This window comes from Vibrio sp., assembly GCF_038138445.1.
GTDB lineage: Bacteria > Pseudomonadota > Gammaproteobacteria > Enterobacterales > Vibrionaceae > Vibrio.
In genome coordinates, this window is the sequence record NZ_JAYQDQ010000025.1 from 25339 (window position 1) to 47908 (window position 22570).

The window sequence follows — 22570 nt, forward strand, 5'->3', positions numbered from 1 at the left end:
GCTGTTGCTGTTGCTGTTGCTGTTGCTGTTGCTGTTGCTGTTGCTGTTGCTGTTGCTGTTGTCGAACAATCTCTAGGTTGTGTTTAGCATCTGAGTTATCAGGTTGTTGTTCTAGTACTTGTTCGTAAAGGTCTATGGCTTGGTCAAAGTCTCTGTTTTGTGCATATGCATTGGCAAGGTTATACTTTCCTCTCGGTGTTTGTACGCCCTTTAATGACTCAATGGCAGCGGAAAAATTACCTGCTTCATATTGTGCCATTCCCCGCCACTCTTTACTTTCAAATTGCTCTGCTGCTTGCTTATATTCTTGAGAATCAAACAATCTTTTTGCTTGTTGATCGGCATTGAGCCAAGGTGAAGCCTCTACCTTATTGATGTTCATGATAGGTGATATCATAAGTAGTAGTGCGAAGACCACACCACGACGAAACATCATGAGTGCAGGTATGAATAACAATGGTACTAACCAGACTCCGTTGTTTACTCGATCCGTGATTTGTTTGGCTTGATTGAGTTTCCCTGTTGCTTCCACTTGATTGGTTAAGTGACTGATAGCTTCAATATCACTGTTGTTAAGCTGGATGGGAGTGAACAAGCTTTTAGATATGCGAGCAAGTTTAGCCATATTGGCGAAATTCGACTTTGCCACCACAGTTTGTCCAGAATCCAATTTAAGTAATGTACCATCGGAGAGCTGGATTGGAGCCCCGGCTTGGCTGCCTACACCTAAAATCGTCAGTCGCCACTTTGTGCCTGTTAGCAGAGCTTCAATGTTATCCGCTTCTTGGTCATCGATGTCGTCAGTAAAAAGTACTAAGTCACCTTGAGACAAGCCAGTATTTTTCATCATCTCAATGGCCTGCTCTACAGCGATTGCAGCATTAGCACCTTGAAATGGCATCAGCTCTGGGCTGAGGTTTGGGATCAGGTTAAGAATAGTATGGGTATCCGACGTCATAGGACTGACAGTGTATGCATCGCCCGCATAGGCAATAAGACCTGTACTGCCCTCCTGCCACTGTTTTAGCAAGTCACGAGCTTTATACTTAGCTTGAGTGAGCCGGTTAGGTTTAATATCAGTAGCATACATGGACATAGACATATCCATGATAAGCACTCTACCGCTTTGGTTGGAAAAGCTTGGTCTTTCTGATGCAGTAAAGCTTGGACCAGCTAATGCAACAATGGCAATAAAGCCAGTGACAGCCATTATGCTGATAGTCATATTACGTGACGAATTATGACTAAGGCCCATTGCCTTTGCTAAGTGAGGAGCAATCAAGGTTTTACTTCGACTGCGCTTAATCAGCCAAATAACCATGATAGCAAGTGGTAGCATCATTGCTAACCACTCTGGGTAGAGAAAGCGAAAATCAGACATGATTTCTCCTGATAATCATCAATGAAAAGAAGCAGGCAAATGCAATGGCTAAAGGTATAGCGAACCAATCTTGCTGAGGTCGCCAAGTTTGCGTTGTTTGACTAATGGGCTCAAGCTCGTTGATGGTATCGTAGATGTTGGAAAGCTCTTGGCTATCTCTGGCCCTGAAGTATTTACCACCAGTAATCGAGGCAATTTCCTTTAGGGATTTCTCATCTAAGTCTTTTGCTGTATTGACCTTTCGAGTCATAAAGAACTCTTTCACCATCATCTCGCCAGCTCCGATACCGACAGTGTAAATAGTGACATTATATTTCTTGGCAATATTGGCAGCCTCAATCGGGTCAATAACTCCGGCTGTATTGGTGCCATCACTGAGTAATATCATCACGCGCTGTGGGGCGTCTCCGTCGACGAAAGTTTTGGTCGCTAAACCTATCCCTTCACCTATGGCAGTTTTATCACCAATCAGGCGAAGAACTGTTTGGTTAAGCTGCTGGCTGACTGTTTTCCTGTCTAGTGTTAATGGGGTCTGCAAATAAGCATGATCGGCAAATAGGACTAAGCCCAAACGATCCCCTTGACGCTTACTAATAAAATCACTCAATACCTGTTTTACTGCTGTGAGACGATCGATGAAATCGCCATTTAGCTGCATATCTTCTTGGCTCATTGAGTAGGAGAGATCGACCACCAGCATCATATCTCTGTGCTTAGGTTGTGTGGTGACAGGATCGCCATACCAAACTGGTCTTGCAGATGCTGTAACCAGAGTAATCCAGATCATTGCAGTTAAACCTTTCGCCATTAAACTCCAGGATGAGTTACCTGCCGGAGATTGGGGAAGGTAGGGCATATAAACAGGAGATGATGTTTGAGCTGGGGGCAATAAAAAATAAATTAGTAGTGGCAAAGGCAGCAGAAGGAAATTCCACCACCATACAAACTCTATATTAGCCAACTTTTGTCCTCCTTCGTTTGGGGGGAAGTGCTTCATTGACCCACTGTGAGCAATGGGAGACGAGTTCTGACGCATTACCTAAGGGTTCTTTTGAATAAAGAGCGACCTGCCAGACTTCGTAATTATCTAAAAATAAGGGCGCTTTTACTTGCGTATCGAGAAACGCGTACCACTCCTTGCCAGTCAATTTAGCAACTTCTTCTCTTGGGTAATAACACAACGCGGCTTGGCGAAGCAATTCAAATGCTTCTGCTGGCTTTTCACCGGCTTGAATCAACCTTAAAGCAGTTTTCTTTGGCGCCAGCCTTTTCTTATTCCAACGATAAGTGAGCCATATGGCCAAAATAGATAGAAGAGTGGCGCCAGCGCTTGCACACCAACCCCAAGCGATAGGAAACCAAGAGGGGAGCTCAGGCAAATGCATCGGATTGAGTGGTAACAGAGAATCCTTGTTTAATGTGCTCATTGATCACGTCCTGATAATTGTTGTAGTAGTGATTTTTGAGTCGAGAGACAAGTAAAGCTCAAACCATGACTGTGAGATAAGCTTTTTAGCTGATGCTGCTTGCTTTCAAACGCTGCAGCAATCTGATTACGTACTTTGCGAGAAGAAAAGTCTACCCACATGGTACTGCGCTTATCAGACACCTGCTCAACTCCCCGATAGTCCGTAATACCAGACTCCAAGGGGTCGGATATTTGAACTAATCTCACTTGATTGTGGGATCGCAGGCGAGAAATTAACAACTGATTTTGCTCGGAAAAGCGTAAAAAGTCGCTGATTATCACAACTTCGCTGCCTTTAAGGCAAAGACGGTTTAATGCATGAAATCCCTCATTCATATCGTTTGAGCGGATATCAGCGGGATCAAGCAATATGCTTTGATGCAGCTTTACCAAACTTTGGATCATCGCCAACGGACCTTGGTTACGACTGCTTGGCTTAAGCTCGGTAAGCTGATTTCCTGTATCGATAATGGCGCCCACACGATCTTTTTGTGCCACAGAGAGCCAGGCAATTAAGCTCGCCATATGGGCTGCAAGGACTGACTTAAACATGAGTTTTGAGCCAAAGCGCATACTGGCGCTCAGGTCAATGTACAAAATAATCGGTTTTTCGCGCTCTTCCGTGAATAACTTTGTATGAGGCTTGCCAGTGCGAGCTGTAACTCGCCAGTCTATGCTACGTACGTCATCGCCGGCTTGGTATTGCCTGACTTCTGCAAAGTCCATCCCTCTGCCAAGTTGCTTACTTTGGTGTTGGCCAAGTACTTGTGACCATAAACTCTTTGCCGGTGGTAACCAGTGAATAGCGTGTTGTTTAAAATGCAGCAGCTCATCAAGACAAAGATTTACACCATCAGAATATGGGGATAAGTTTTTATCCATCTGCCAACCTTATGCACTGCCAACGAGCGACAGCAGTCTATTGATAACTTGGTTGGCGCAGATCCCTTCTGCCTGAGCTTGATAGCTCAGTAGGATACGATGCCTAAGGACAGGTAAAGCCATCACCTGAACATCTTCGGCGGTAACATAATCGCGGCCTGATAGCCAAGCGTGAGCACGCGCGCATCTATCGAGTGCAATCGTTGCACGTGGGCTGACTCCCATGTCTATCCAATTATTCAGTGTATCGTCGTATTGAGTCGGCTGGCGCGTTGCCATGACAAGTCGGATAACATAGCTCTCGACCGTCTCCGCCATATGAATATTGAGTACTTCTTGGCGTGCAGAAAAAATGTCTTGCTGGCTAATTGCAGGCGCAGAAACATTTTGCTCACCTTTGGCTTCTCCTCGATTGAGGCGCAGTATCTCGAGTTCACTCTGTGCATCAGGGTAGTCAACATTAAGGTGCAGAAGAAATCGGTCGAGCTGCGCTTCGGGCAGAGGATACGTCCCTTCTTGCTCAATAGGATTCTGTGTTGCCATGACTAGGAACAACTCAGGCAAAGGGTAGGTTTTTCTGCCGGCGGTAATTTGCTTCTCAGCCATAGCTTCTAACATTGCAGCTTGGACTTTTGCTGGCGCTCGGTTGATTTCATCGGCTAGGATTAAAGAGTTAAATATAGGTCCAGCTTGGAAGGTAAATTCCCCTGTTTCTGGGCGGAAAATATCGGTTCCTGTCAGATCAGCGGGTAACAAATCTGGGGTAAATTGTATGCGGTGAAAGTCGCCTTCTATACAGTCGGCAAGTGACTTGACCGCTCGGGTTTTCGCAAGGCCTGGCGGTCCCTCGACTAATATGTGCCCATCAGCAAGCAGTGCGACTAAAAGCTGTTTGACTAACTCAGTCTGACCAATGATTTGTGTGCTTAAATACTGCTGTAACTCGTTAAATGGTTGAGAATTCATCAATACTTATCTCCTAACTTTTTCTTTTAGTGGCTTTATTGACGAAAAAGTTCATCTAGTCTGCTTCAATGATCTAGCGATTGAATGATTGTTAATCAAATCAGATACCAGATATAAATATCATTATTTCGATTGCTTACATTATGGGGATTAATGCTCATCTTACAAGTCATCAATATTGAAAAATGGGTTTTACAAACTTGCAAACACAAATGTTCATTCATGCCAATATTCGAGAGATAAAACATGGTTAGCTCAGCTTAAGCAGTTAGGGTAAAATAAGTTATTGTGATGAATTTAATTGAGCCCCAAAAATATGAGTAATATAGAACATGAGTTAGAGCAGATAGCCAGCGAGATTAACGATGAGCCAGAAGTCGCTCTGCCGTCACTTGAAGAGCAAAAAGCGATAGCGGCTGAGCTGAAAAAGCTTGAGGAAGCAGGGGAGCTGACACCTTACATCCTAGAGCAATATTTTGGCAAGTTCTATTCGAAGACGGACAAGCCAGTCCATTAAGCTTAAAGCCATATACGAGTATGGGGAGATCTCATTGGTGTAATATTTGAAAATTATGGCGAGAGTTTCAGTCCTGTTTTCAAGGTACATTAAGACCTTTAGATGCTACCCATACTCGGTACCATTGCTTTGTTTCTCTCTCGCCTAAATTTGGCTTTGCAGTATGATTTTTTGTTTAATGTCTCAAGTCATCAAATTGAGTTATGTGCTACTCTGGGCCCAACACCAAATGTAGGGCCCTGATCTACTAGTAAACGACAGCCCATACATTATCGATTTCAAAATCGGCTGGATTAAGACGGATAATCGCTGCGTGTGGTTGCTTCGTTATTCCAAAAGTCATAAGTTCTCCATTATTGGCGACTATGGAGTTACTCATTACAAACGAGGTCATGTGAACCGTATCTTTGGCATACCCTATAACGAGGTTATTGTCGAAGAAGCCGAGCCTGTTTTTCCCTGCTCTGATTATGAAAGGTGGGGTTGTAGTTAATCCGACCGGAGCATTTCCGTATACGCGTTGTTTGGTGTTCTCAACATTTTGGTTGATTCCAGCTAGGGCCCAAGGATAGATTTCAAGAAAGGGGGCATTTATACCATAGTTGTCATTTAGTGTTTTGTAATCGGAGTTAAAACTTACAATCATTCCAGTCTTCGTGTTAACCGCCTTTGTCACATTTCCGTCATCACTACTGTCGAAATTTGGTATGACGCCTGTCCAAGTGGTCACGGCGATGTCATTGATTGTAATTTCGACTTTAGAAGGGTTTGCACCCGAGGAAATGGGTATATCAAACCACACAGCATCGCGTCTTGAATTTATTCTGGCTGTTGCGGTTAAACTTTGTCCGACAACGGGGAATGCAGTTCCGTTGATCCCTTGATATTGAGCTTGTGTCCATTTAGTTCCGTCGGGATTATAAAAAGTTTGCCATCCGGCGGCATGTACATTGGTGGAAACAAATATAACTAGTGCTCCAAAACATACACTTAACGATTTCATTCTGCTGTTCCTTTCTGTGTTCTAAGGTGTACCGTAAGGTAATACGGTATAATTATCCGGGTCTTCGATTGTTAGGGGCTTTCTCGCTAATACTGGATATATATTCGAGCAAACCTCTTTATGACCTTGGCTATTGGCGCAGGCCTGAATGCTTTTTAACCAGTCTTGATTAGTGACAGTGTAGGATGGGATAGTGCTTACAGTTTTAGAGTCCACCCGCCATTCGACACTAGGGTTATTTCGCTGAATGGTCACAGCTGAGAGGCTGTCTCCGCTATATATAACTGAAACTTCTTGCTGAGGCGCTGTCTACAATCTTAATTGCGGTTGGATCAGTTCTTTTTTGTGGTCCGCTACTATCTGTTGAGCCTGAACTTTGACTATTACTTTCACCACCTCCATCTGACCCACCCCCACAACCAACTAGGATAGACGTATATAAAAGAGAAGTCGTGATGACCTTTATATGGTTCATTTCAGTTCCTCAAATGAGCATTTTTAACATTTAAATTCTGCAAAGCTTAAGGATCGCTCGCGTGGTAATGCATCGCTTTTTGAAAATTACAATAAAGTTCACTTTTAAAACTAGATGTAAGCGGCATATCTGTCAATCGCAGGGGCGACTGTCTAAGGTAGATATAGAGCTGCGTAAAAAGTGCAATAAGGGTCTAATAATCAGTGTTCATGGAGTACTGCTACTGCAATGAAGACATCTAAAAACAGACCTTATCGACTTAGGCTTAACTTCTATTGGTATTTTTTACTATTATTAAAAGTGCAATTTAAGTTAACAGTATTATTAAAGTGGCAAAGGACTTAAAAGGAATGATGAAATTCATGACTTTATCTCTAATTACAATATTGATGACTTTTTCTTCTGCTTTGGTAGCCCAAACTACTTTAGTGAAAGTGGTAATAGGGGAACTGTACAAAGGTAGTGCCGATTTAGGTTATGGCATGACAGCAAAAGAAATACTTGACGCCATCTATGACGAGGCAAGAATCAATCACACGACAACTTACATGCCTGATAAACAAGCTATCCAAGCTGTTATAACAGGGCGTTATGATGCATTGGATGTAAGGATTGGTAAGTTAGAACATGATAATAGCCAGTCACTTATTAAGGTTAATGTACCTTTGGCTAATATTGATATCTATATTTTATCAGTCGGTAAGAAATCAGATTTGAGTTTAAAAGACCTTCATGACAGAAATGTTGCTGCCGTGCGAGGAGCCGTTTATGCAAACATAATTAAACATTACAAGACTCTTAGCTTGGTCACAGCAGAGGAAGCGGCATTAATGCTAATTAATGGAGAAGCTGATGTTTGGGTTGCAGCGACGCAGTCATATGAGTCAGTAAAAGAAAAATATCCTGCCATTCATTTTTCAAGTTCGCCAGTTTCAAGAGAGTATCTATACCATTATTTACATAAAAGCCAGTTGCATTTACTAAAACCCTTAGAGGCCTCGGCTGAGTATTTTATGAAAGATAAATTGATTGAGTAAGGATAGATGACCTGATTTATTACAACCACTTAGATTACTGCATCTGTGTAGAGCGAATAAAACCGACGTAAATGAGTTCGTCAGTATTAAAACCACGTTCTTCCGACATTAGTTTAAACTTCTCTATGATTTCAGGGCTGACGGTTGGAGTTCTAGAAAGTAGCCATAAATAGTCGTGATTTGGCCCAGAAATGAAGGCATAGCGGTAATTGTCTTTATCAAGCTCAAACACAACGTAAGAGCCGTAAAAAGGCCCGAAAAAGGAGACTTTCAGATACCCCTCATCGGCACTGTTGACAAAAAAGGCTTTGCCTTTGGCCTCGCTCCATTCATCTTTCTTTGCATCATATCCTCTATTGAGAACCGACACTCCGCCATCATCGCTTAGTGAGTATTGTGCAGTGACGTCGGATAACCCTCGTTCAAAGGAATGGTCTAGTCGTGCGATCTCGTACCAAGTACCAAGATATTTATTGAGTTCGAAATTATCAACGGGTTCAACGGACTTAGGCATGCCCAGACAGCCGGATAAAGCAAATGGCATGGCCGTAAGTAGTATATTTTTCATTGGTATCTCCGAAGTCAAAATAGATGATACGTCATGCGTCTCGATTGGATCACTGCGTTAATCTTTAGAGTAATAAAGGTTTGCTTAGTATTACTCTTTGAACCCTTTAATCAGTTGTACGACATAAGCTGTGATGGCAAGTATTTCAAATACCCAAAATAGAGGTATGAGGCCAAATGGTTCAATTAAAACCCCGTTTTCATCGATACGAGTTTCAATCAGAGAGTAGGTTAACAAGCACAGTAAGCCGATAATACACAGTGTTATGCTAGTTCGGTTAGGAATAAGTTTTTTCATATTGCTCCTTTAAGGTTGTTTTAGCAACTTACTTAGTTGTTAAAACAATCTATGGATGAATTCTTTTTCGCGCAAGCTTTTTAAAATGGACTTTCAACCTCAAATGTCATGCGCTCTTTGGTGTATGGGTGCTCTATCACAAGGCGTTGGGCGTGAAGGTGTAGTCGCTTCGCTCTTTGCCCGTAGAGACCATCTCCATGCATGGGTATGTTGAGCCCGAGACGATGAGCACAATGAACTCTGAGCTGATGAGTTCTGCCTGTTTTTGGGTAGAGATATAACCTACTTTGTCCTTCTTTGACCTCGACACACTCCCAGTAAGTCTCAGCTGGTTTGCCATGCTCAAAACAGACAAGTTGACGTGGCCTATCATCGGGATCACCGCGCATGGGCAAGTTAATTTGGCCGCTTTGCTGCTGCATTTCTCCTTGTACAATGGCTACGTAGCGCTTTTCTACTGTTCGAGTAATAAACTGTTTTTGTAAACTCTTGTTGGCTTGTTTGGTTAGAGCGAACACGAGCAGCCCCGATGTCGCCATATCTAGCCTGTGTATAACAAATGGCCCTTCGGCGTTGGGGTAGAGTTTTTGAAGTCGAGTTATCGCTGAATCTTGTATTGTTTTACCGGGAATAGAGAGTAGACCGGCCGGTTTATTGATAACAACGAGCGCGTCATCTTCAAATACAATGTCCATCGGATTATGTTCTGCCCACGCTTTTTCAAGGGGATTGTCATCCACATTCATACCTTGGAGCATGTGGCCGAGTATAGGTTGACACTTACTGTGACAAGAAGGGTAGAACGTCTTATGTTGACGGATTTCTGATGCAGGGGAGTTACCCCACCAAAACTCAGCCATAGCCAGAGGTTTAAAGCCATGTTTAAAAGCGTAGTGAAGAAGTTTTGGCGCCGCGCATTCCCCTGCGCCCGCTGGGGGAGTGATGCCTTCAAATATCGAGTTTAGTGATTTTTCTTCCGCGAGAATATTTAAAAAGCGGTACTGCTCAAACAATTTGTGCTGCAGTGCATTCGATAGCGTTTTGCGCTTATCTTTTAGCTGGTTTAGCTCATGGTCAAGCTTCTGCCACTCGCTTTTCACCTGATCAATCTTGTCTTGCCACTCTAGTTTTAGGTATTTAAGCGTGTTTTTATCATCGACACTTTGCTTTGCGAGGCTGTCCAGTACACGCTCAAGCTCGGCTCCGTTGAGGTGCGATTGAGCATCTTGGCGCTGCAATTTTCTTTCAGCCCGATTGGCGATCATTTTTTCTCGATGAAGGCTCTCTGCTTTTTTATAGCTTGATTCGAGCTTCTCTACTTGATTAGCAAGTTCTGTCAGCTGAGTACTGCTATTAATAGTATCTATCTGGTCATTGATCGACATGATCTCTTTATTGTCGGCATGAAAAAAGCTTTGCTTAGCAAACATATCAAACACGGGAGGGACAAAGTGTGTGAGTTCACTTTGCCCAGCCAATTTTCCTGAAAAAGCCGATAGATAACCAATTTCGCCTTGTGGAGATTTGACGATAAGCACGCCGAACATTTTTCCCACTCCGTTAGAGTGACTATCCAGCCCAAAATTGTGAACCCATTCGCTTTGGGTGAGCAGGTATTGCTGAAGCTCGTTAGCAGCAAGTTTACACAATGGATGAGGCTCATAGAAAAACGGGAAAGTGAATTTTTCAGGCAAGTTATATTCATCAATACAAGCATTGAAAAGGGTAAATAGAGATGTACTGTGATGCATATGATTTGCCATGGTGACCAAATAGGAGCCAGATTTTACTCATTTATCGATGAATTTCCAGTGGCTCCTACTTGGGGTTAGCCTCAAGCTTCTTTGGGTTTCGACCTTATGTTAGGCTCCTAGAGTGTTCCCCAGTTTTAGCTGCTTGAATCGTTTGATATTACGAAACAATACCAAGACCGTAATGGCTATAACGGTCACTGTCATAGCATTAACTACAGACTGTGCCGAACCATCGTAAAAGCCGCTGGCTACATCAATCGCAATCGCCACCAAAACAAGTCTAATAGAGGTTACCAAAGATGCTGCAATGCCTGTCATCTCTGGAAATACCTGCATGGAGTCTGCAAAGAAAAGTCCGATAGAAAGTGCGGCTCCCACTGAGAATACGCACACAATAAAGGTCAGAAAGTCCGGCGAACTTAGCATCTTATTTGGTACCAGCCAAAACGAGGCAATGGAGAGAAACATCAGGCAGAGCCCGGAGCCTTTTAACTTTTCTACACCGAAGCGGTCGATAAGACGCCCGTTGCCCAAGCTAAACAGAGCAAAGGTGCCTAGTGTGGCCATTTGGTGAAATGGAAAATATTCTGGCTTGACCTCAAGGTTATCAACATACAAAAGCGACATATTTGAGACAAATACCATGTAGCCTGCGAGAATTAAACTGGTTATTAGCGTGCTATACCAGAATGAGTAGGATGAAAGTACACATTTATAATCAGCCATTACTCGCTTGGGAATCAACGTTTTACGTTTTTTGCTTGGTAAAGACTCAGGAACAAACAAAAAACATTTAACTGCTGAGATAAACACCAAGATGGCAATAAACTCAAAATTTGCATGGTATCCCATGTGAATACTGATCCACCCGCCAATAAGCGGGGCAAAAGCCATGACACTGACTGTGAGCGCATTGAGGTCTGCCACTAATTTTGCTGCCGACTCTTCTTCAAAAAGATCGAAGATCATTGTAGTACCCACAATGATACAGGCTGAACTGCCAAAACCTTGAATTAAGCGAAACGCGAGTAACTGATCAATAGTTTGAGCAAAGACACAGCCAATGCTGGCGCCAAGAAATATCAAGAAGCCAAACATCATAATAGGCCGGCGACCAAAATGATCTGAAAGTGGTCCGTAAATAAGTGAGCCTAAACAAACTCCGATAAAGTTGTAGCTAATGATTCTCTGAACCATGACTGCATTAGTGTTTAAATCCTTAAGTATGTCTGGAAAAGTAGGTAGATAAATATCGGTCTCCATGGATGCTGCAAGAAAGATAAACACCATTAAAAAACGAAACCACTTTCCTTGATGAGATATAGGGAACATAGTTAATCCAACTGAATTATATTTTTTAGATACCACAAGCCGGCTGTACTAAAAAGTAAAGCTATACGCTTGAGAAACATTGTTATTTTAGGGATGCGGCTGGCTAGAGAGGATGTGTGCCATAAGGTAGTGCATGCCCATCACTCAGTTGTGAATAAGTGATGACTTAATTTAACATTTTATTTTTATTTGACAAGTAACATTGTAAGCAAATAACCAAACAATTGCATAGTGTCACAACTTTGAGATGAGTGTTACTCATCCACTACAAGAACTAGGCATTAACTAAAAATAGCAGGGGAGATCGGTTAGCAATGACTGCGCGTCTTTTGAGTACACCAAGCAATCAGTATCCAGAATGCGCTTAAAGCTCAATTTGGTGTAGAACTCATGGTTAATATCGCTATGCAAATACAAAGCTTGGCAAGTCCGCTGCTCGAATAGCTCATCCTTTAGTAACGTAATTAGTTTTGATGCATAACCTTTTTGCCTATGTTTGGGATGGGTAGACAAAGAGCCGATTCCAAAACAGCCAGTTTTAAGCCCAAATCCATCCCGGTAAACAATAGCAGATGAAACAAGGATTTCTTTATCAACCAGCACATACCAAATACCTGATTGATATTTTTTACTTTGGCGACAAAGGGACAGATATTCCTCATAAGATAGGCCACTTCCCCATACGTCAAACCCCATTTCATAAATAGTATCGAACTCACAGGCTTTGGCTTTTCTTAACTGCATGTGTCTGCCTCGCAAATAGCCCAATAGCGTGCAATTGGATGAGGGAAAACTTTCCCCATCACGATATCAATAAATTCTCCCCCATTTGCTTCAATCACACAACGGGAGGCGTGATTCTTCTCATCGGCAGTGATCAAAGCCTTCGATATACCGAGTGATTTTGCAATCGGTAGGGCGAGCTTTAGCATGGTTTTTCCATGGCCTAGTGCTCGGGAGGAAGGTGCGATATCGTATCCGATATGGCCACCTTCAAAACAAAGAAATGGGTTATCAATGGTGTGACGAATTCTGATCACGCCAAGGATATTTTCCTTTGTGTCTACCATCCAAAAATGACTGCAAGGGACATAGTCTTGACGCAGATTTATACCATTCGCTTCGTCAGTTAATCGCTGAATATAGGCATCAAAATCATCGAAGCCTTCACGATAGTATTCGGCATTGATGCTGTCATTACTCTCAAAGTCATGATAGAGAGTTAAAAACGCAGCTCGATACTCAACTGATGGTGATACCAGTTTCATTTCTTCCTCGCACTTATTTAAACATATGTTTCGCGTGGAACATCAGATGGTCCTCAATAAAACTCGAAATAAAATAGTAGCTATGGTCGTAACCTTCTTGCATACGCAGCTCAAGGTTTGAGTTGTTTATTTTGGCAGCATTGATCAAAGACTCTGGCTTCAATTGTTCGTATAAAAAATTATCTGCATCACCTTGGTCGACCAAAATAGGTAGCGGTGATGAATTTTTTTTGAGTAGCTCTGTAGCGTCGTAAGCTTTCCAACTCTCTTGATCTTGTCCTAGGTAAGAACTGAACGCCTTTTGCCCCCAAGGACACTGTGTTGGATTACAAATCGGGCTGAAGGCTGAGATGGATGTGAAGCGGTCTGGATTGTTCAATCCAATGGTCAAGGCTCCGTGTCCTCCCATACTGTGCCCTGAAATCGCTTTGATGTTTGATACGGGAAAGTTAGCTTCTATTAACGAGGGTAGCTCTTTTACTATGTAGTCGTACATGCGGTAATGCTTAGACCAAGGCTCTTGGGTCGCATTTAGGTAAAACCCAGCGCCTTTACCTAAATCGTATGCTTCATCGTCCGCTACATCATCACCGCGCGGGCTAGTATCAGGGGCGACTATCGCAATACCAAGCTTGGCTGCGGTATTAAATGCTCCAGCTTTTTGCATAAAGTTTTCATCGGTGCAGGTTAGTCCAGAAAGCCAATACACGACAGGAACAGGAGAATCCTTGCTAGCATTTGGTGGAAGAAATAGGGCAAAGCGCATCGTACACTTTAAGGCAGTTGACTCGTGAGTGACTTGTTTGTGCCAGCCGCCAGCAACTTTGTTTTGACTGATATTGGTTAAATTCATAGTGCCATCTCTAAAAAGCCACCATAACGTGTTTTATGATGGCTATGAGTATTCAAAAAGGAGGGGTTATCTGTCCATATGGATAACAGAGCGGATGCTTTTTCCTTCATGCATGAGATCGAAGGCGTGGTTGACTTCTTCTAGACCCATTGTGTGGGTAATAAATTCTTCAAGGCCAAATTCACCTGCCATGTATCGTTCTACAATTTCAGGTAATTCAGAGCGGCCTTTCACACCACCAAAAGCACTGCCACGCCACACACGCCCTGTCACCAACTGGAAAGGTCTGGTGGAAATTTCTTGTCCAGCGCCGGCCACCCCAATAATGACTGACTCTCCCCATCCTTTGTGACAACACTCAAGAGCTTGACGCATAACATTAACGTTGCCGATGCATTCAAACGAATAATCGACACCACCATCTGTCATTTCGACAATAAACTCTTGAATCGGAGCATCAATGGACTGAGGGTTGATGACGTCTGTTGCGCCAAGTTGTTTGGCAAGATCAAATTTGCTTTCGTTAATATCGATACCTATGATGCGGCTAGCACCTGCCATTCTAGCGCCAATGATAGCTGAAAGGCCGATACCACCGAGGCCAAATATAGCGACAGTGTCACCTTTTTCCACTTTGGCAGTATTGAGCACAGCGCCCATGCCAGTTGTGACGCCACAACCTAATAAGCACACTTCTTCTAGTGGAGCCTGTGGATTCACTTTGGCTAATGAAATCTCAGGAAGTACTGTGTATTCCGAGAATGTTGAGCAACCCATATAGTGAAAAATAGGCTGTCCGTCGATTGAGAAACGCGTTGTTCCATCGGGCATTAAACCTTTGCCTTGTGTTTCACGAACCGCTTGGCAAAGATTTGTTTTGCCTGATGTACAAAATTTGCACTCACGGCATTCAGCGGTGTATAGAGGGATGACATGGTCTCCAACTTTAACACTGGTGACATCTTCGCCAACCATTTCGACAATCCCACCCCCTTCATGACCAAGTATGGCGGGGAAAATACCTTCAGGATCTTCGCCAGAAAGCGTAAAGGCATCAGTGTGGCACACGCCTGTTGCAACGATGCGTACTAAGACCTCGCCTTTTTTGGGTAGTTGAACATCAACCTCTTCTATTTTAAGGGGCTCGCCTGCTGCCCATGCAACCGCTGCTTTAGACTTAATAAATTCTTGACCGGGTTTAATATCTAATGCCATTCAAATTTCCTTGTCTACCTTTAACTAACTGTGTTTATTGAGCTTTGTAAAGAGAGTTAACCATGAAAAATAAGTAGTTCCCAGTATTAAATGAACTATTAATCAAGCTTTGTTTGGTATCTCACTATTCTGAGAACTTCATGCAAGGTGAGTAGAGTTTATGATGGACCTGAGCCGAAATCATGAGGCTGTGTTATGGATTGATCATTGATTTCGGTTATTCCGCCAGCGTGTTGAGATGAACTCTCTGAAGCCGTAAGGTCTAATTCATCAATGGAACAATTAATAGTGTCTAGAGTATCAAATTGGTCTTTGTCTAAAGCCACCCCCTCATAACTGAAGTGTGTTTGCAAAAACTCATCTTCATCAAGAGTTTCAGTTCCAGATTTTGGTGCTGAATCAATAGAGCCTATCAACGCGGTAAGAATGGCAGATGCATTTTCGGGCTGTTTTTCAGCTAGCCATGTTACAAGATCCTCTATTTGTTGGTTGTCTTCGAAGCTAGCCAGTTGTTTAACCAGATCTATCGATAATTCAGGATGGGTATGAGCCAGTGATCGGAACATGAAAACCGTATCAATGTTGTCAAACTTAGCAACGCGTTCGACAAGCGTTGCTGCCCATGATGGTTGCTTGCTTATCAAATTTCGAATAAAAGTAGCAGCATTAACCGGGCTTGATGCGGCAAGTTGTTCAACTTGTGACAAGGCTGCCCCCTTGTTGAGCGAGTTATCTTGATAGTCAGTTCGAGGATCGAGCTCTCCGTGGACAGAGGCTGGAGTATGCATGACAAAGGTTTCCTGCTCCTCAACTGGTAAAGCTTCACGCTCCGACATGCGATAAATAGTGAAAGCTATCAATGCTAAATCGACCATGATCACGAAAGTAAATAGTGCACTTTGATCTATGCTGCCCATTAAAACTGAAGCGGTGTAAGGCCCAATAATCGCGCCTAAAGCGTAAATACAAAGTAATCCAGAAACGACAGGGACAAGTTGAGTTTTCAACGAGTGATCGAAGGTTTCAGCAACGCTTAAAGGGTAAAGGCAGGCAATTAGACCCATGATCATTGCGGTGAGAATGAAAGGCGCGATGGTTGACTGCCACTCAATTGATACAGGTAATGCAAAGCTGACGACGGCGAGTACGAAGCTACTGCCTAAAATCACTTTTCTTCGCTCGAATCGATCAGACAAATGGCCGATTGGTATTTGGAGTAAAATCCCACCTGCGGTAGCAGCACCCATGAACATTGAGAGTTGGAATCCACTAAACCCGACGCCGCCAGCATAAATAGGTAACATATTGATCAGCGTGGAGTATAAAATTCCACAAACAAAACATGTTACAAAACCTAGTGGTGAAATAGTGTAAATGGTTCTGAGTGAAATCGTTTGGGTTGATTCAATAAGGGGTTCAAACTGCGCCACAAAGATGACAGGGGTGACAGATATACTAAATAATACGCCGCAGATCAGAAAAAGAGTGATCTCGCTCGGCGGTGCTAGGGCAAGACCAAATTGACCAATTGTAATAGCGCCTAATATAACAATCTGATTGATAGCTAAGAGCTTTCCTCTATTAGACTGGGTTGATACGCTATTAAACCAAACATCTAGCGTTGCCGTAGCACAAGCGATACAAAACCCCATTACACTGCGCATCAGCACCCAAATCCAAATGTCGGCATACAGTCCCATGGTCAGAATAGCGCTAGCTCCCAAGCTCCCGCACATCGCGAAGGTTCGAACTAAGCCAATCCGACGTAAAATTCGTTTACCCAAGATTGCACCGAATAAAAAACCGACTGAGTACATAGAGAGAATGAACCCTATGACCTCGACACTGTTATTGGTTTCTGCAAGCGATACAGGCAACAAAAGCCCGCTTAGTCCGTGACTTCCCATCAAAAGGAACGAACTGATCAACAAAAGTGTCGCTGGATAAATCGGCATGATTAATCCCTTCTACAATATGGCTGCATTTACTAGTGCTCTACAGCTTAAGATATTGAAAATACGCGGCCTGGCGTGTCTTGGTGATCTATACCGCTGAAAACCTCTTACTAAACTTTAAAGACAAAATTCTTTATAGATTATTCTCTCATCATAGGAGCAAATTTTGTGGGATGGAAAATATTTCCTTCGGTTTATCTATTCGCTCCAATACTTGGATATGGGAAGTGAGCAGTTCGACTTCTACTTAGGCCGCATTGCCGACTTCAAGAAAGTGGTCGGATAAGATTGACATTGGTTTTTCTTACTCATGACAATGAGAAATGATGACTTCTTTATCTTAAGCGAGTTTGATGGTGAAAAATTATACAGATTGAGTTGAGATGAAATTACAAGCTACAGCATTATTTATTGCTATCTGTTCTGTTCCGTCCAGTGCTTTTGCCAAAGAGCAAGCTGAGGAGCAAGTAGTAGATGAACCTAACAGTCAAACCGTTTACTTTGAGAAAAATGATGATTGGGTAAAGCTCAAGTCAGGTGAAGTGATCAAAGGAGAGCTCAACGGTACAATTAAAGAAGATGCGAACTCTTACAAACAGGAAATAGAGTTTGATAGTGATGATTTGGGCGACCAAGAAATTGAGCTTGGCGATATCGAAGAACTTCAGACCGCTGGTTATTTTACTATACGAGTTGCCGATGGTGCTATTTATGATGGCTACCTATCGATTCGAGACGATAAACTATATCTAACAAACGCTGATGAAGAGAAGTCTTTTCCTGTGACAGAAGTCGTATCTATATTCCGTGGTAAGGGAGAAGACTCAGAGCAGTGGGATGCGGAATTAACTTTTAATATGGACATTAGCAGTGGCAACACTGATGAGCTTACTCTGGGAGGAGGGTTCGACGCAGAGCGCAACACAGTAGAATCTAGGACTAAAATTAATGCCAGTCATGAAACCAAAGAATCTAATGATGAAAAAACTGCCAATAACTCCATGATTAGCGGTTCGTACGATATCTATATTAATAACAAACTATTCTTCAGACCTTTAGATTTCACCGCCGAAAATGATGAATTTCAGAACTTAGATTATAAAATAACAGCGTCAATGGGTGTGGGTTACTTCTTTATTGCTAATGAAACGACAGAATGGGATGTGACTATCGGTCCTGCATACACTCATACCAAATTCATTACTGTCGAAGAGGGAAATTCATCGACTGCCAATAGTGGCGCATTTAAGCTTGAATCAAACTTTGACTATGAACTAACCAAAAGCATTGATTTTACTTATGAGTACAATATGACTTGGGAAAGTGAAGAGTCGGGGGGAGTATACCAAGAGAACACTCTAGGCTTTGATATTGATTTGGTTGGCAACCTTGATCTTAGTATTGATGGTATATGGAAGCATCGCTCAGATCCAACCGCTGATTCTGATGGTAAGGTACCAGAAAAAGATGATTACCAAATGTTGGTTGGTCTAAGCTACGAAATTTAGTTTAATTAATCTCTGTGTTTAAACGTGCTCAAGCCTATTGTTTGGGTGCGTTATCGTTACTAATTAATGACGAGATTTATTAGAAAAGTCATATTTTCAAACGTCACTCAAATTTTATGTAGAGTGTATAAATAACTTTATATTTACAATATTACATTGTTTATCGCCGCAGGGGCAACGACGGTATCTAGCATGCAAAGAAGCTCAGAAATGCTCGAAATAGAAACTAAAGTGTGTTTGGAAAAAATGGGCATGTCGGAAGAAAACATCTTACTTTTTAACAAAGCTAGCGCGCAGCGTGGCTTGTTTGATAAAGACATAACTAATGAACCTGATTTTGTGCAGGCTCTGCGTCAGTTTGATGATATGCCAGCAGGTGCATCACCGAAAGAAATGGAATCACGGCGGCTACTTAAGCTCGACAGGTTCTCAAAGATGTCGCGCCGAATAAGCTTTGATCCATTGTACTTGAGATTGTCAAAGTATATGAATCGCAGAACAGTATCTGAGGCTAGGCCTGTTATCGCCGAGTAAGAGCATCCATTCAAGGCAGCTAATGTCGTCTTTGCTTAATAAACACCGATTATCGCTGTATTTTACTTACATATAGGATTTTTAGCAGTGTCTTTTTGATACGGAATACATTAGAATTCGTGCTTGGATCATTGAGAGGTTCATCTGTATTTGTTCCTAAAAGTGCTCCAACGTTTTTAATATTACTTTTCTTGAATTAACTAACTGTTATATAAAGAAAAACAAATTAATCAAGTGTTGCTTGGTGTGCAACACCACTGTAAGGACAGTTAAATGCCTATTATTACTCTTCCTGACGGCAGTCAGCGTCAATTTGACAACCCAGTTTCTACTCTCGACGTTGCTCAATCCATTGGCCCAGGTCTTGCGAAAGCGACCATTGCTGGCCGTGTTGATGGCAATCGTGTTGATGCATGTGATCTTATTGAGCAAGATGCAAGCCTTGAAATCATTACAGTAAAAGACGAAGTTGATGGTCTAGAAATTGTTCGTCACTCGTGTGCGCACCTTTTAGGGCACGCGATTAAGCAGCTTTATCCTGAAGCGAAAATGGCGATTGGACCGACCATAGATAATGGTTTCTATTATGATATCGACCTGGAACACTCTTTGACGCAAGAAGATCTGGAAAAGATCGAACAGCGAATGAAAGAGTTAGCAAAAACCAAGTATCAAGTTATCAAGAAAAAGGTCAGCTGGCAGGAAGCTCGCGATGCGTTTGAAACGCGCCGTGAAACTTACAAGATGGAAATACTGGACGAAAACGTTGCGCGTGATGACCGTCCGGGATTATACCATCACGAAGAATACATCGATATGTGTCGTGGTCCTCACGTACCCCATATGGGTTTTTGCCAACACTTTACGCTATTGAATGTTGCTGGTGCATACTGGCGCGGTAACAGTGATAACAAGATGTTACAGCGTATCTATGGTACGGCCTTCCACGACAAAAAGGCGTTGAAAGCGCACTTAACTCGCCTTGAAGAAGCGGCGAAACGTGATCACCGTAAAATTGGTAAACAGCTTGATTTGTTCCACATGCAGCAAGAAGCACCTGGAATGGTGTTCTGGCATCATAATGGCTGGTCTATTTTCCGTGACTTGGAAGTATTTGTCCGTGAAAAACTAACAGAATATGGCTACCAAGAAGTAAAAGGCCCACTTATTATGGACCGCGTACTTTGGGAGCGTTCTGGGCACTGGGACAAATACGCTGAAGCTATGTTCACGACTGCTTCAGAGAACCGTGATTATGCGCTTAAGCCGATGAACTGCCCAGGTCATGTACAAATCTTTAACCAAGGCCTAAAGTCATATCGCGATCTGCCATTAAGAATGGCCGAGTTTGGCTCTTGTCACCGTAACGAACCATCTGGTGCTTTGCATGGCATCATGCGTGTGCGAGGATTTACTCAGGACGATGCACATATCTTCTGTACTGAAAGTCAGATTCAAGAGGAAGTCACGTCTTGTATCAAGATGGTATACGATACTTATCAGACATTTGGCTTTGATAATATTGTGGTTAAACTATCGACTCGACCAGAAAAGCGTGTGGGTTCAGATGAAATTTGGGATGAATCTGAGAGAGCGCTGCAAAAATCGCTTGAAGCTATGGACATTCCATATGAAATCCAAGAAGGTGAGGGTGCATTCTACGGACCAAAAATTGAATTTACTTTGCATGACTGTCTAGATCGTGCATGGCAATGTGGTACGGTTCAGCTTGATTTCAATCTTCCAAGTCGTTTAGGTGCAACCTATGTCGATGAGAATAATGAGCGTCAAGTGCCCGTGATGATTCACCGTGCAATATTGGGTTCATTGGAAAGATTCATCGGAATTTTAATTGAAGAATACTTCGGATTCTTCCCAACTTGGCTATCTCCAGAGCAAGCAGTAATCATGAATATTACTGACAAACAGTCAAATTATGCTCAGGAAGTGGCCCAAAAACTACAAAAATGTGGAATTAGAGCCAAAGCAGACTTGAGAAATGAGAAGATTGGCTTTAAAATCCGCGAACATACTTTGAAGCGTGTACCGTATATGCTGGTTTGTGGTGACCAAGAAATGGAAGCCGGAGAAATCGCAGTACGTACTCGTAAAGGTAAAGATCTCGGTAAATTTAAAGTGGATGACTTTGTTTCCTACATCCAAGAAGAGATCTCAAGCCGTAAGCTCAATCTGGAGGAATAAGCTATTAAAGGCGGAAGACGCGGCCAACAACCGGCCAAACAAAATGCTCATCGTTTAAACGGTGAAATCCGAGGTGTACGTGAGGTTCGACTCACAGGCGCTGACGGTGAATCAGTTGGTATCGTATCGATCCAAGAAGCGGTTGCTGCAGCTGAAGAAGCTGGTATGGACCTTGTAGAAATCAGTCCAAATGCTGAGCCACCTGTCTGTCGTGTGATGGACTATGGTAAATTCCTCTTTGAGAAGAGCAAAGCTGCGAAAGAGCAGAAGAAGAAGCAAAAGCAGATCCAGATTAAGGAAGTAAAATTCCGTCCTGGAACTGATATTGGAGACTATCAGGTAAAACTACGCAACCTGACGCGTTTCCTTGAAGAAGGCAACAAAGTGAAAGTAACTATTCGCTTCCGTGGCCGAGAAATGGCACACCAAGACATCGGTGTTGATGTTCTAAATCGTCTTAAGGAAGACACAGTCGAATTGGCTGTTGTTGAATCTTTCCCTAAGAAGATTGAAGGCCGTCAGATGATCATGGTGCTTGCCCCTAAGAAGAAGTAATTAGCGGCTTACAAGTAATAAACCCTGTCACTTTCTCTAATTAGATTTAAGTGACAGGGTTTTATTCGCCCTGATTACATATTGTTTAAACTACTACAATGCGGAGTTATTCATCATGCCTAAGATGAAAACCAACAAAGGTGCTGCTAAGCGTTTCAAGAAAACTGCTGGTGGTATTAAGTACAAGCACGCTACGAAACGTCACATCCTGACTAAGCGTACTACTAAGAACAAGCGTCAACTACGTCCAAACGCAATCCTTCCTAAATGTGAAGTGGCTGCAGTTGTTCGTATGATGCCATACGCTTAATTCTTTTTAGTTTATTTATCGTTTAGTTTAGGAGAAGCATAATGCCTCGCGTAAAACGTGGTGTACAAGCTCGTGCACGTCATAAGAAAGTTCTAAAACAAGCTAAAGGTTACTACGGTGCACGTTCACGTGTTTACCGCGTAGCTTTCCAAGCAGTTACTAAAGCTGGTCAATACGCTTACCGTGACCGTCGCAACAAGAAGCGTCAATTCCGTCAACTATGGATTGCACGTATCAACGCGGCATCTCGTCAAAATGGTCTATCTTACAGCCGTTTCATCAACGGTCTTAAGAAAGCATCTATCGAGATCGACCGTAAGATCCTTGCTGACATCGCGGTATTCGACAAATCTGCTTTCACAGTACTTGTTGAAAAAGCGAAAGCTGCTCTTTAATTAAAGACAGTGATTAGGATTAAGAGAAAGAGGAGCTTAGGCTCTAATGCCGTTCACTTAAGGTGAGCGGCATTGTTTTTTCTGGGGTATCGGCT

General features: G+C 42.7%; 24 protein-coding genes. 8 read left to right on the forward strand and 16 right to left on the reverse strand.

Annotated elements, in window-relative coordinates; all coding sequences use genetic code 11:
- The 5 genes from AAFM34_RS09015 to AAFM34_RS09035 form a co-directional block, all read right to left on the reverse strand.
- Positions 1-1381 (reverse strand): VWA domain-containing protein (locus tag AAFM34_RS09015; protein WP_341662070.1); only part of this gene is annotated, 1381 nt, incomplete at its 3' end.
- Positions 1374-2342 (reverse strand): VWA domain-containing protein, encoded by a 969-nt coding sequence (locus AAFM34_RS09020; protein WP_341662071.1) that lies wholly within the window; start codon positions 2340-2342, stop codon positions 1374-1376. The genes AAFM34_RS09020 and AAFM34_RS09015, both read right to left, overlap by 8 nt.
- Entirely contained in the window at positions 2335-2808 is a 474-nt protein-coding gene (locus AAFM34_RS09025) for a DUF4381 domain-containing protein (protein WP_341662072.1), read from the reverse strand. The genes AAFM34_RS09020 and AAFM34_RS09025 overlap by 8 nt, the downstream gene beginning before the upstream one ends.
- Positions 2805-3731 (reverse strand): DUF58 domain-containing protein, encoded by a 927-nt coding sequence (locus AAFM34_RS09030; RefSeq protein WP_341662073.1) that lies wholly within the window; start codon positions 3729-3731, stop codon positions 2805-2807. The genes AAFM34_RS09025 and AAFM34_RS09030 overlap by 4 nt, the downstream gene beginning before the upstream one ends.
- Before the next feature lie 9 nt (positions 3732-3740).
- A complete protein-coding gene (locus AAFM34_RS09035; RefSeq protein WP_341662074.1) occupies positions 3741-4697 on the reverse strand; it encodes a MoxR family ATPase in 957 nt (318 codons plus the stop codon).
- Between the two features lie 316 nt (positions 4698-5013).
- Here AAFM34_RS09035 and AAFM34_RS09040 point away from each other — a divergent pair, with 316 nt between their 5' ends.
- Positions 5014-5214, forward strand: coding sequence for a restriction endonuclease subunit S (locus AAFM34_RS09040; protein WP_341662075.1), 201 nt, complete (start codon positions 5014-5016; stop codon positions 5212-5214).
- 247 nt (positions 5215-5461) lie between these two features.
- Here the strand turns inward: AAFM34_RS09040 and AAFM34_RS09045 are convergent, their stop codons facing one another.
- On the reverse strand, positions 5462-6217 hold the full coding sequence (locus AAFM34_RS09045; protein ID WP_341662076.1) for a hypothetical protein: 756 nt from the start codon (positions 6215-6217) through the stop codon (positions 5462-5464).
- Between the two features lie 274 nt (positions 6218-6491).
- Positions 6492-6692, reverse strand: coding sequence for a hypothetical protein (locus tag AAFM34_RS09050; RefSeq protein ID WP_341662077.1), 201 nt, complete (start codon positions 6690-6692; stop codon positions 6492-6494).
- 350 nt (positions 6693-7042) lie between these two features.
- Between AAFM34_RS09050 and AAFM34_RS09055 the strand changes: the two genes are divergently transcribed.
- The gene (locus tag AAFM34_RS09055) at positions 7043-7729 is read left to right on the forward strand and encodes a hypothetical protein (RefSeq protein ID WP_341662078.1); all 687 of its coding nucleotides are present in this window, start codon (positions 7043-7045) and stop codon (positions 7727-7729) included.
- A gap of 34 nt (positions 7730-7763) precedes the next feature.
- Here AAFM34_RS09055 and AAFM34_RS09060 read toward each other — a convergent pair whose 3' ends face one another.
- From AAFM34_RS09060 to AAFM34_RS09100, 9 genes are all read right to left on the reverse strand, one after another.
- Complete coding sequence (locus AAFM34_RS09060; protein ID WP_341662079.1) at positions 7764-8297, reverse strand: lipocalin family protein; 534 nt, start codon at positions 8295-8297, stop codon at positions 7764-7766.
- Between the two features lie 90 nt (positions 8298-8387).
- A complete protein-coding gene (locus tag AAFM34_RS09065) occupies positions 8388-8594 on the reverse strand; it encodes a DUF3955 domain-containing protein (RefSeq protein WP_341662080.1) in 207 nt (68 codons plus the stop codon).
- Between the two features lie 80 nt (positions 8595-8674).
- Entirely contained in the window at positions 8675-10345 is a 1671-nt protein-coding gene (locus tag AAFM34_RS09070; RefSeq protein ID WP_341662081.1) for a pseudouridine synthase, read from the reverse strand.
- Between the two features lie 111 nt (positions 10346-10456).
- Positions 10457-11680 carry a multidrug effflux MFS transporter gene (locus tag AAFM34_RS09075; protein WP_341662082.1) on the reverse strand — a complete coding sequence of 408 codons (1224 nt, stop codon included), beginning with the start codon at positions 11678-11680 and terminating at the stop codon, positions 10457-10459.
- 285 nt (positions 11681-11965) lie between these two features.
- Complete coding sequence (locus AAFM34_RS09080; RefSeq protein ID WP_341662083.1) at positions 11966-12424, reverse strand: GNAT family N-acetyltransferase; 459 nt, start codon at positions 12422-12424, stop codon at positions 11966-11968.
- Positions 12415-12948 (reverse strand): GNAT family N-acetyltransferase, encoded by a 534-nt coding sequence (locus AAFM34_RS09085; RefSeq protein ID WP_341662084.1) that lies wholly within the window; start codon positions 12946-12948, stop codon positions 12415-12417. The genes AAFM34_RS09080 and AAFM34_RS09085 overlap by 10 nt, the downstream gene beginning before the upstream one ends.
- Before the next feature lie 13 nt (positions 12949-12961).
- Complete coding sequence (fghA, locus tag AAFM34_RS09090) at positions 12962-13801, reverse strand: S-formylglutathione hydrolase (RefSeq protein ID WP_341662085.1); 840 nt, start codon at positions 13799-13801, stop codon at positions 12962-12964.
- A 66-nt stretch (positions 13802-13867) separates the two neighbouring features.
- On the reverse strand, positions 13868-15016 hold the full coding sequence (locus AAFM34_RS09095) for an S-(hydroxymethyl)glutathione dehydrogenase/class III alcohol dehydrogenase (protein ID WP_341662086.1): 1149 nt from the start codon (positions 15014-15016) through the stop codon (positions 13868-13870).
- Between the two features lie 158 nt (positions 15017-15174).
- Positions 15175-16971, reverse strand: a complete 1797-nt coding sequence (locus AAFM34_RS09100) for an MFS transporter (protein ID WP_341662087.1) — start codon at positions 16969-16971, stop codon at positions 15175-15177.
- Positions 16972-17354: 383 nt separating this feature from the next.
- Here AAFM34_RS09100 and AAFM34_RS09105 point away from each other — a divergent pair, with 383 nt between their 5' ends.
- The 6 genes from AAFM34_RS09105 to rplT all read left to right on the forward strand — a co-directional run bounded on the left by AAFM34_RS09105 (position 17355) and on the right by rplT (position 22475).
- Entirely contained in the window at positions 17355-18479 is a 1125-nt protein-coding gene (locus AAFM34_RS09105; RefSeq protein WP_341662088.1) for a DUF481 domain-containing protein, read from the forward strand.
- Between the two features lie 192 nt (positions 18480-18671).
- On the forward strand, positions 18672-19013 hold the full coding sequence (locus tag AAFM34_RS09110; RefSeq protein WP_341662089.1) for a hypothetical protein: 342 nt from the start codon (positions 18672-18674) through the stop codon (positions 19011-19013).
- Between the two features lie 273 nt (positions 19014-19286).
- Positions 19287-21215 (forward strand): threonine--tRNA ligase, encoded by a 1929-nt coding sequence (thrS, locus tag AAFM34_RS09115; protein WP_341662090.1) that lies wholly within the window; start codon positions 19287-19289, stop codon positions 21213-21215.
- Positions 21216-21218: 3 nt separating this feature from the next.
- Positions 21219-21770 carry a translation initiation factor IF-3 gene (infC, locus tag AAFM34_RS09120; RefSeq protein ID WP_114783754.1) on the forward strand — a complete coding sequence of 184 codons (552 nt, stop codon included), beginning with the start codon at positions 21219-21221 and terminating at the stop codon, positions 21768-21770.
- Positions 21771-21885: 115 nt separating this feature from the next.
- Positions 21886-22080 carry a 50S ribosomal protein L35 gene (rpmI, locus tag AAFM34_RS09125; protein ID WP_004401085.1) on the forward strand — a complete coding sequence of 65 codons (195 nt, stop codon included), beginning with the start codon at positions 21886-21888 and terminating at the stop codon, positions 22078-22080.
- Between the two features lie 41 nt (positions 22081-22121).
- Positions 22122-22475 carry a 50S ribosomal protein L20 gene (rplT, locus tag AAFM34_RS09130; RefSeq protein WP_114783752.1) on the forward strand — a complete coding sequence of 118 codons (354 nt, stop codon included), beginning with the start codon at positions 22122-22124 and terminating at the stop codon, positions 22473-22475.
- Positions 22476-22570 lie beyond the last annotated feature (95 nt).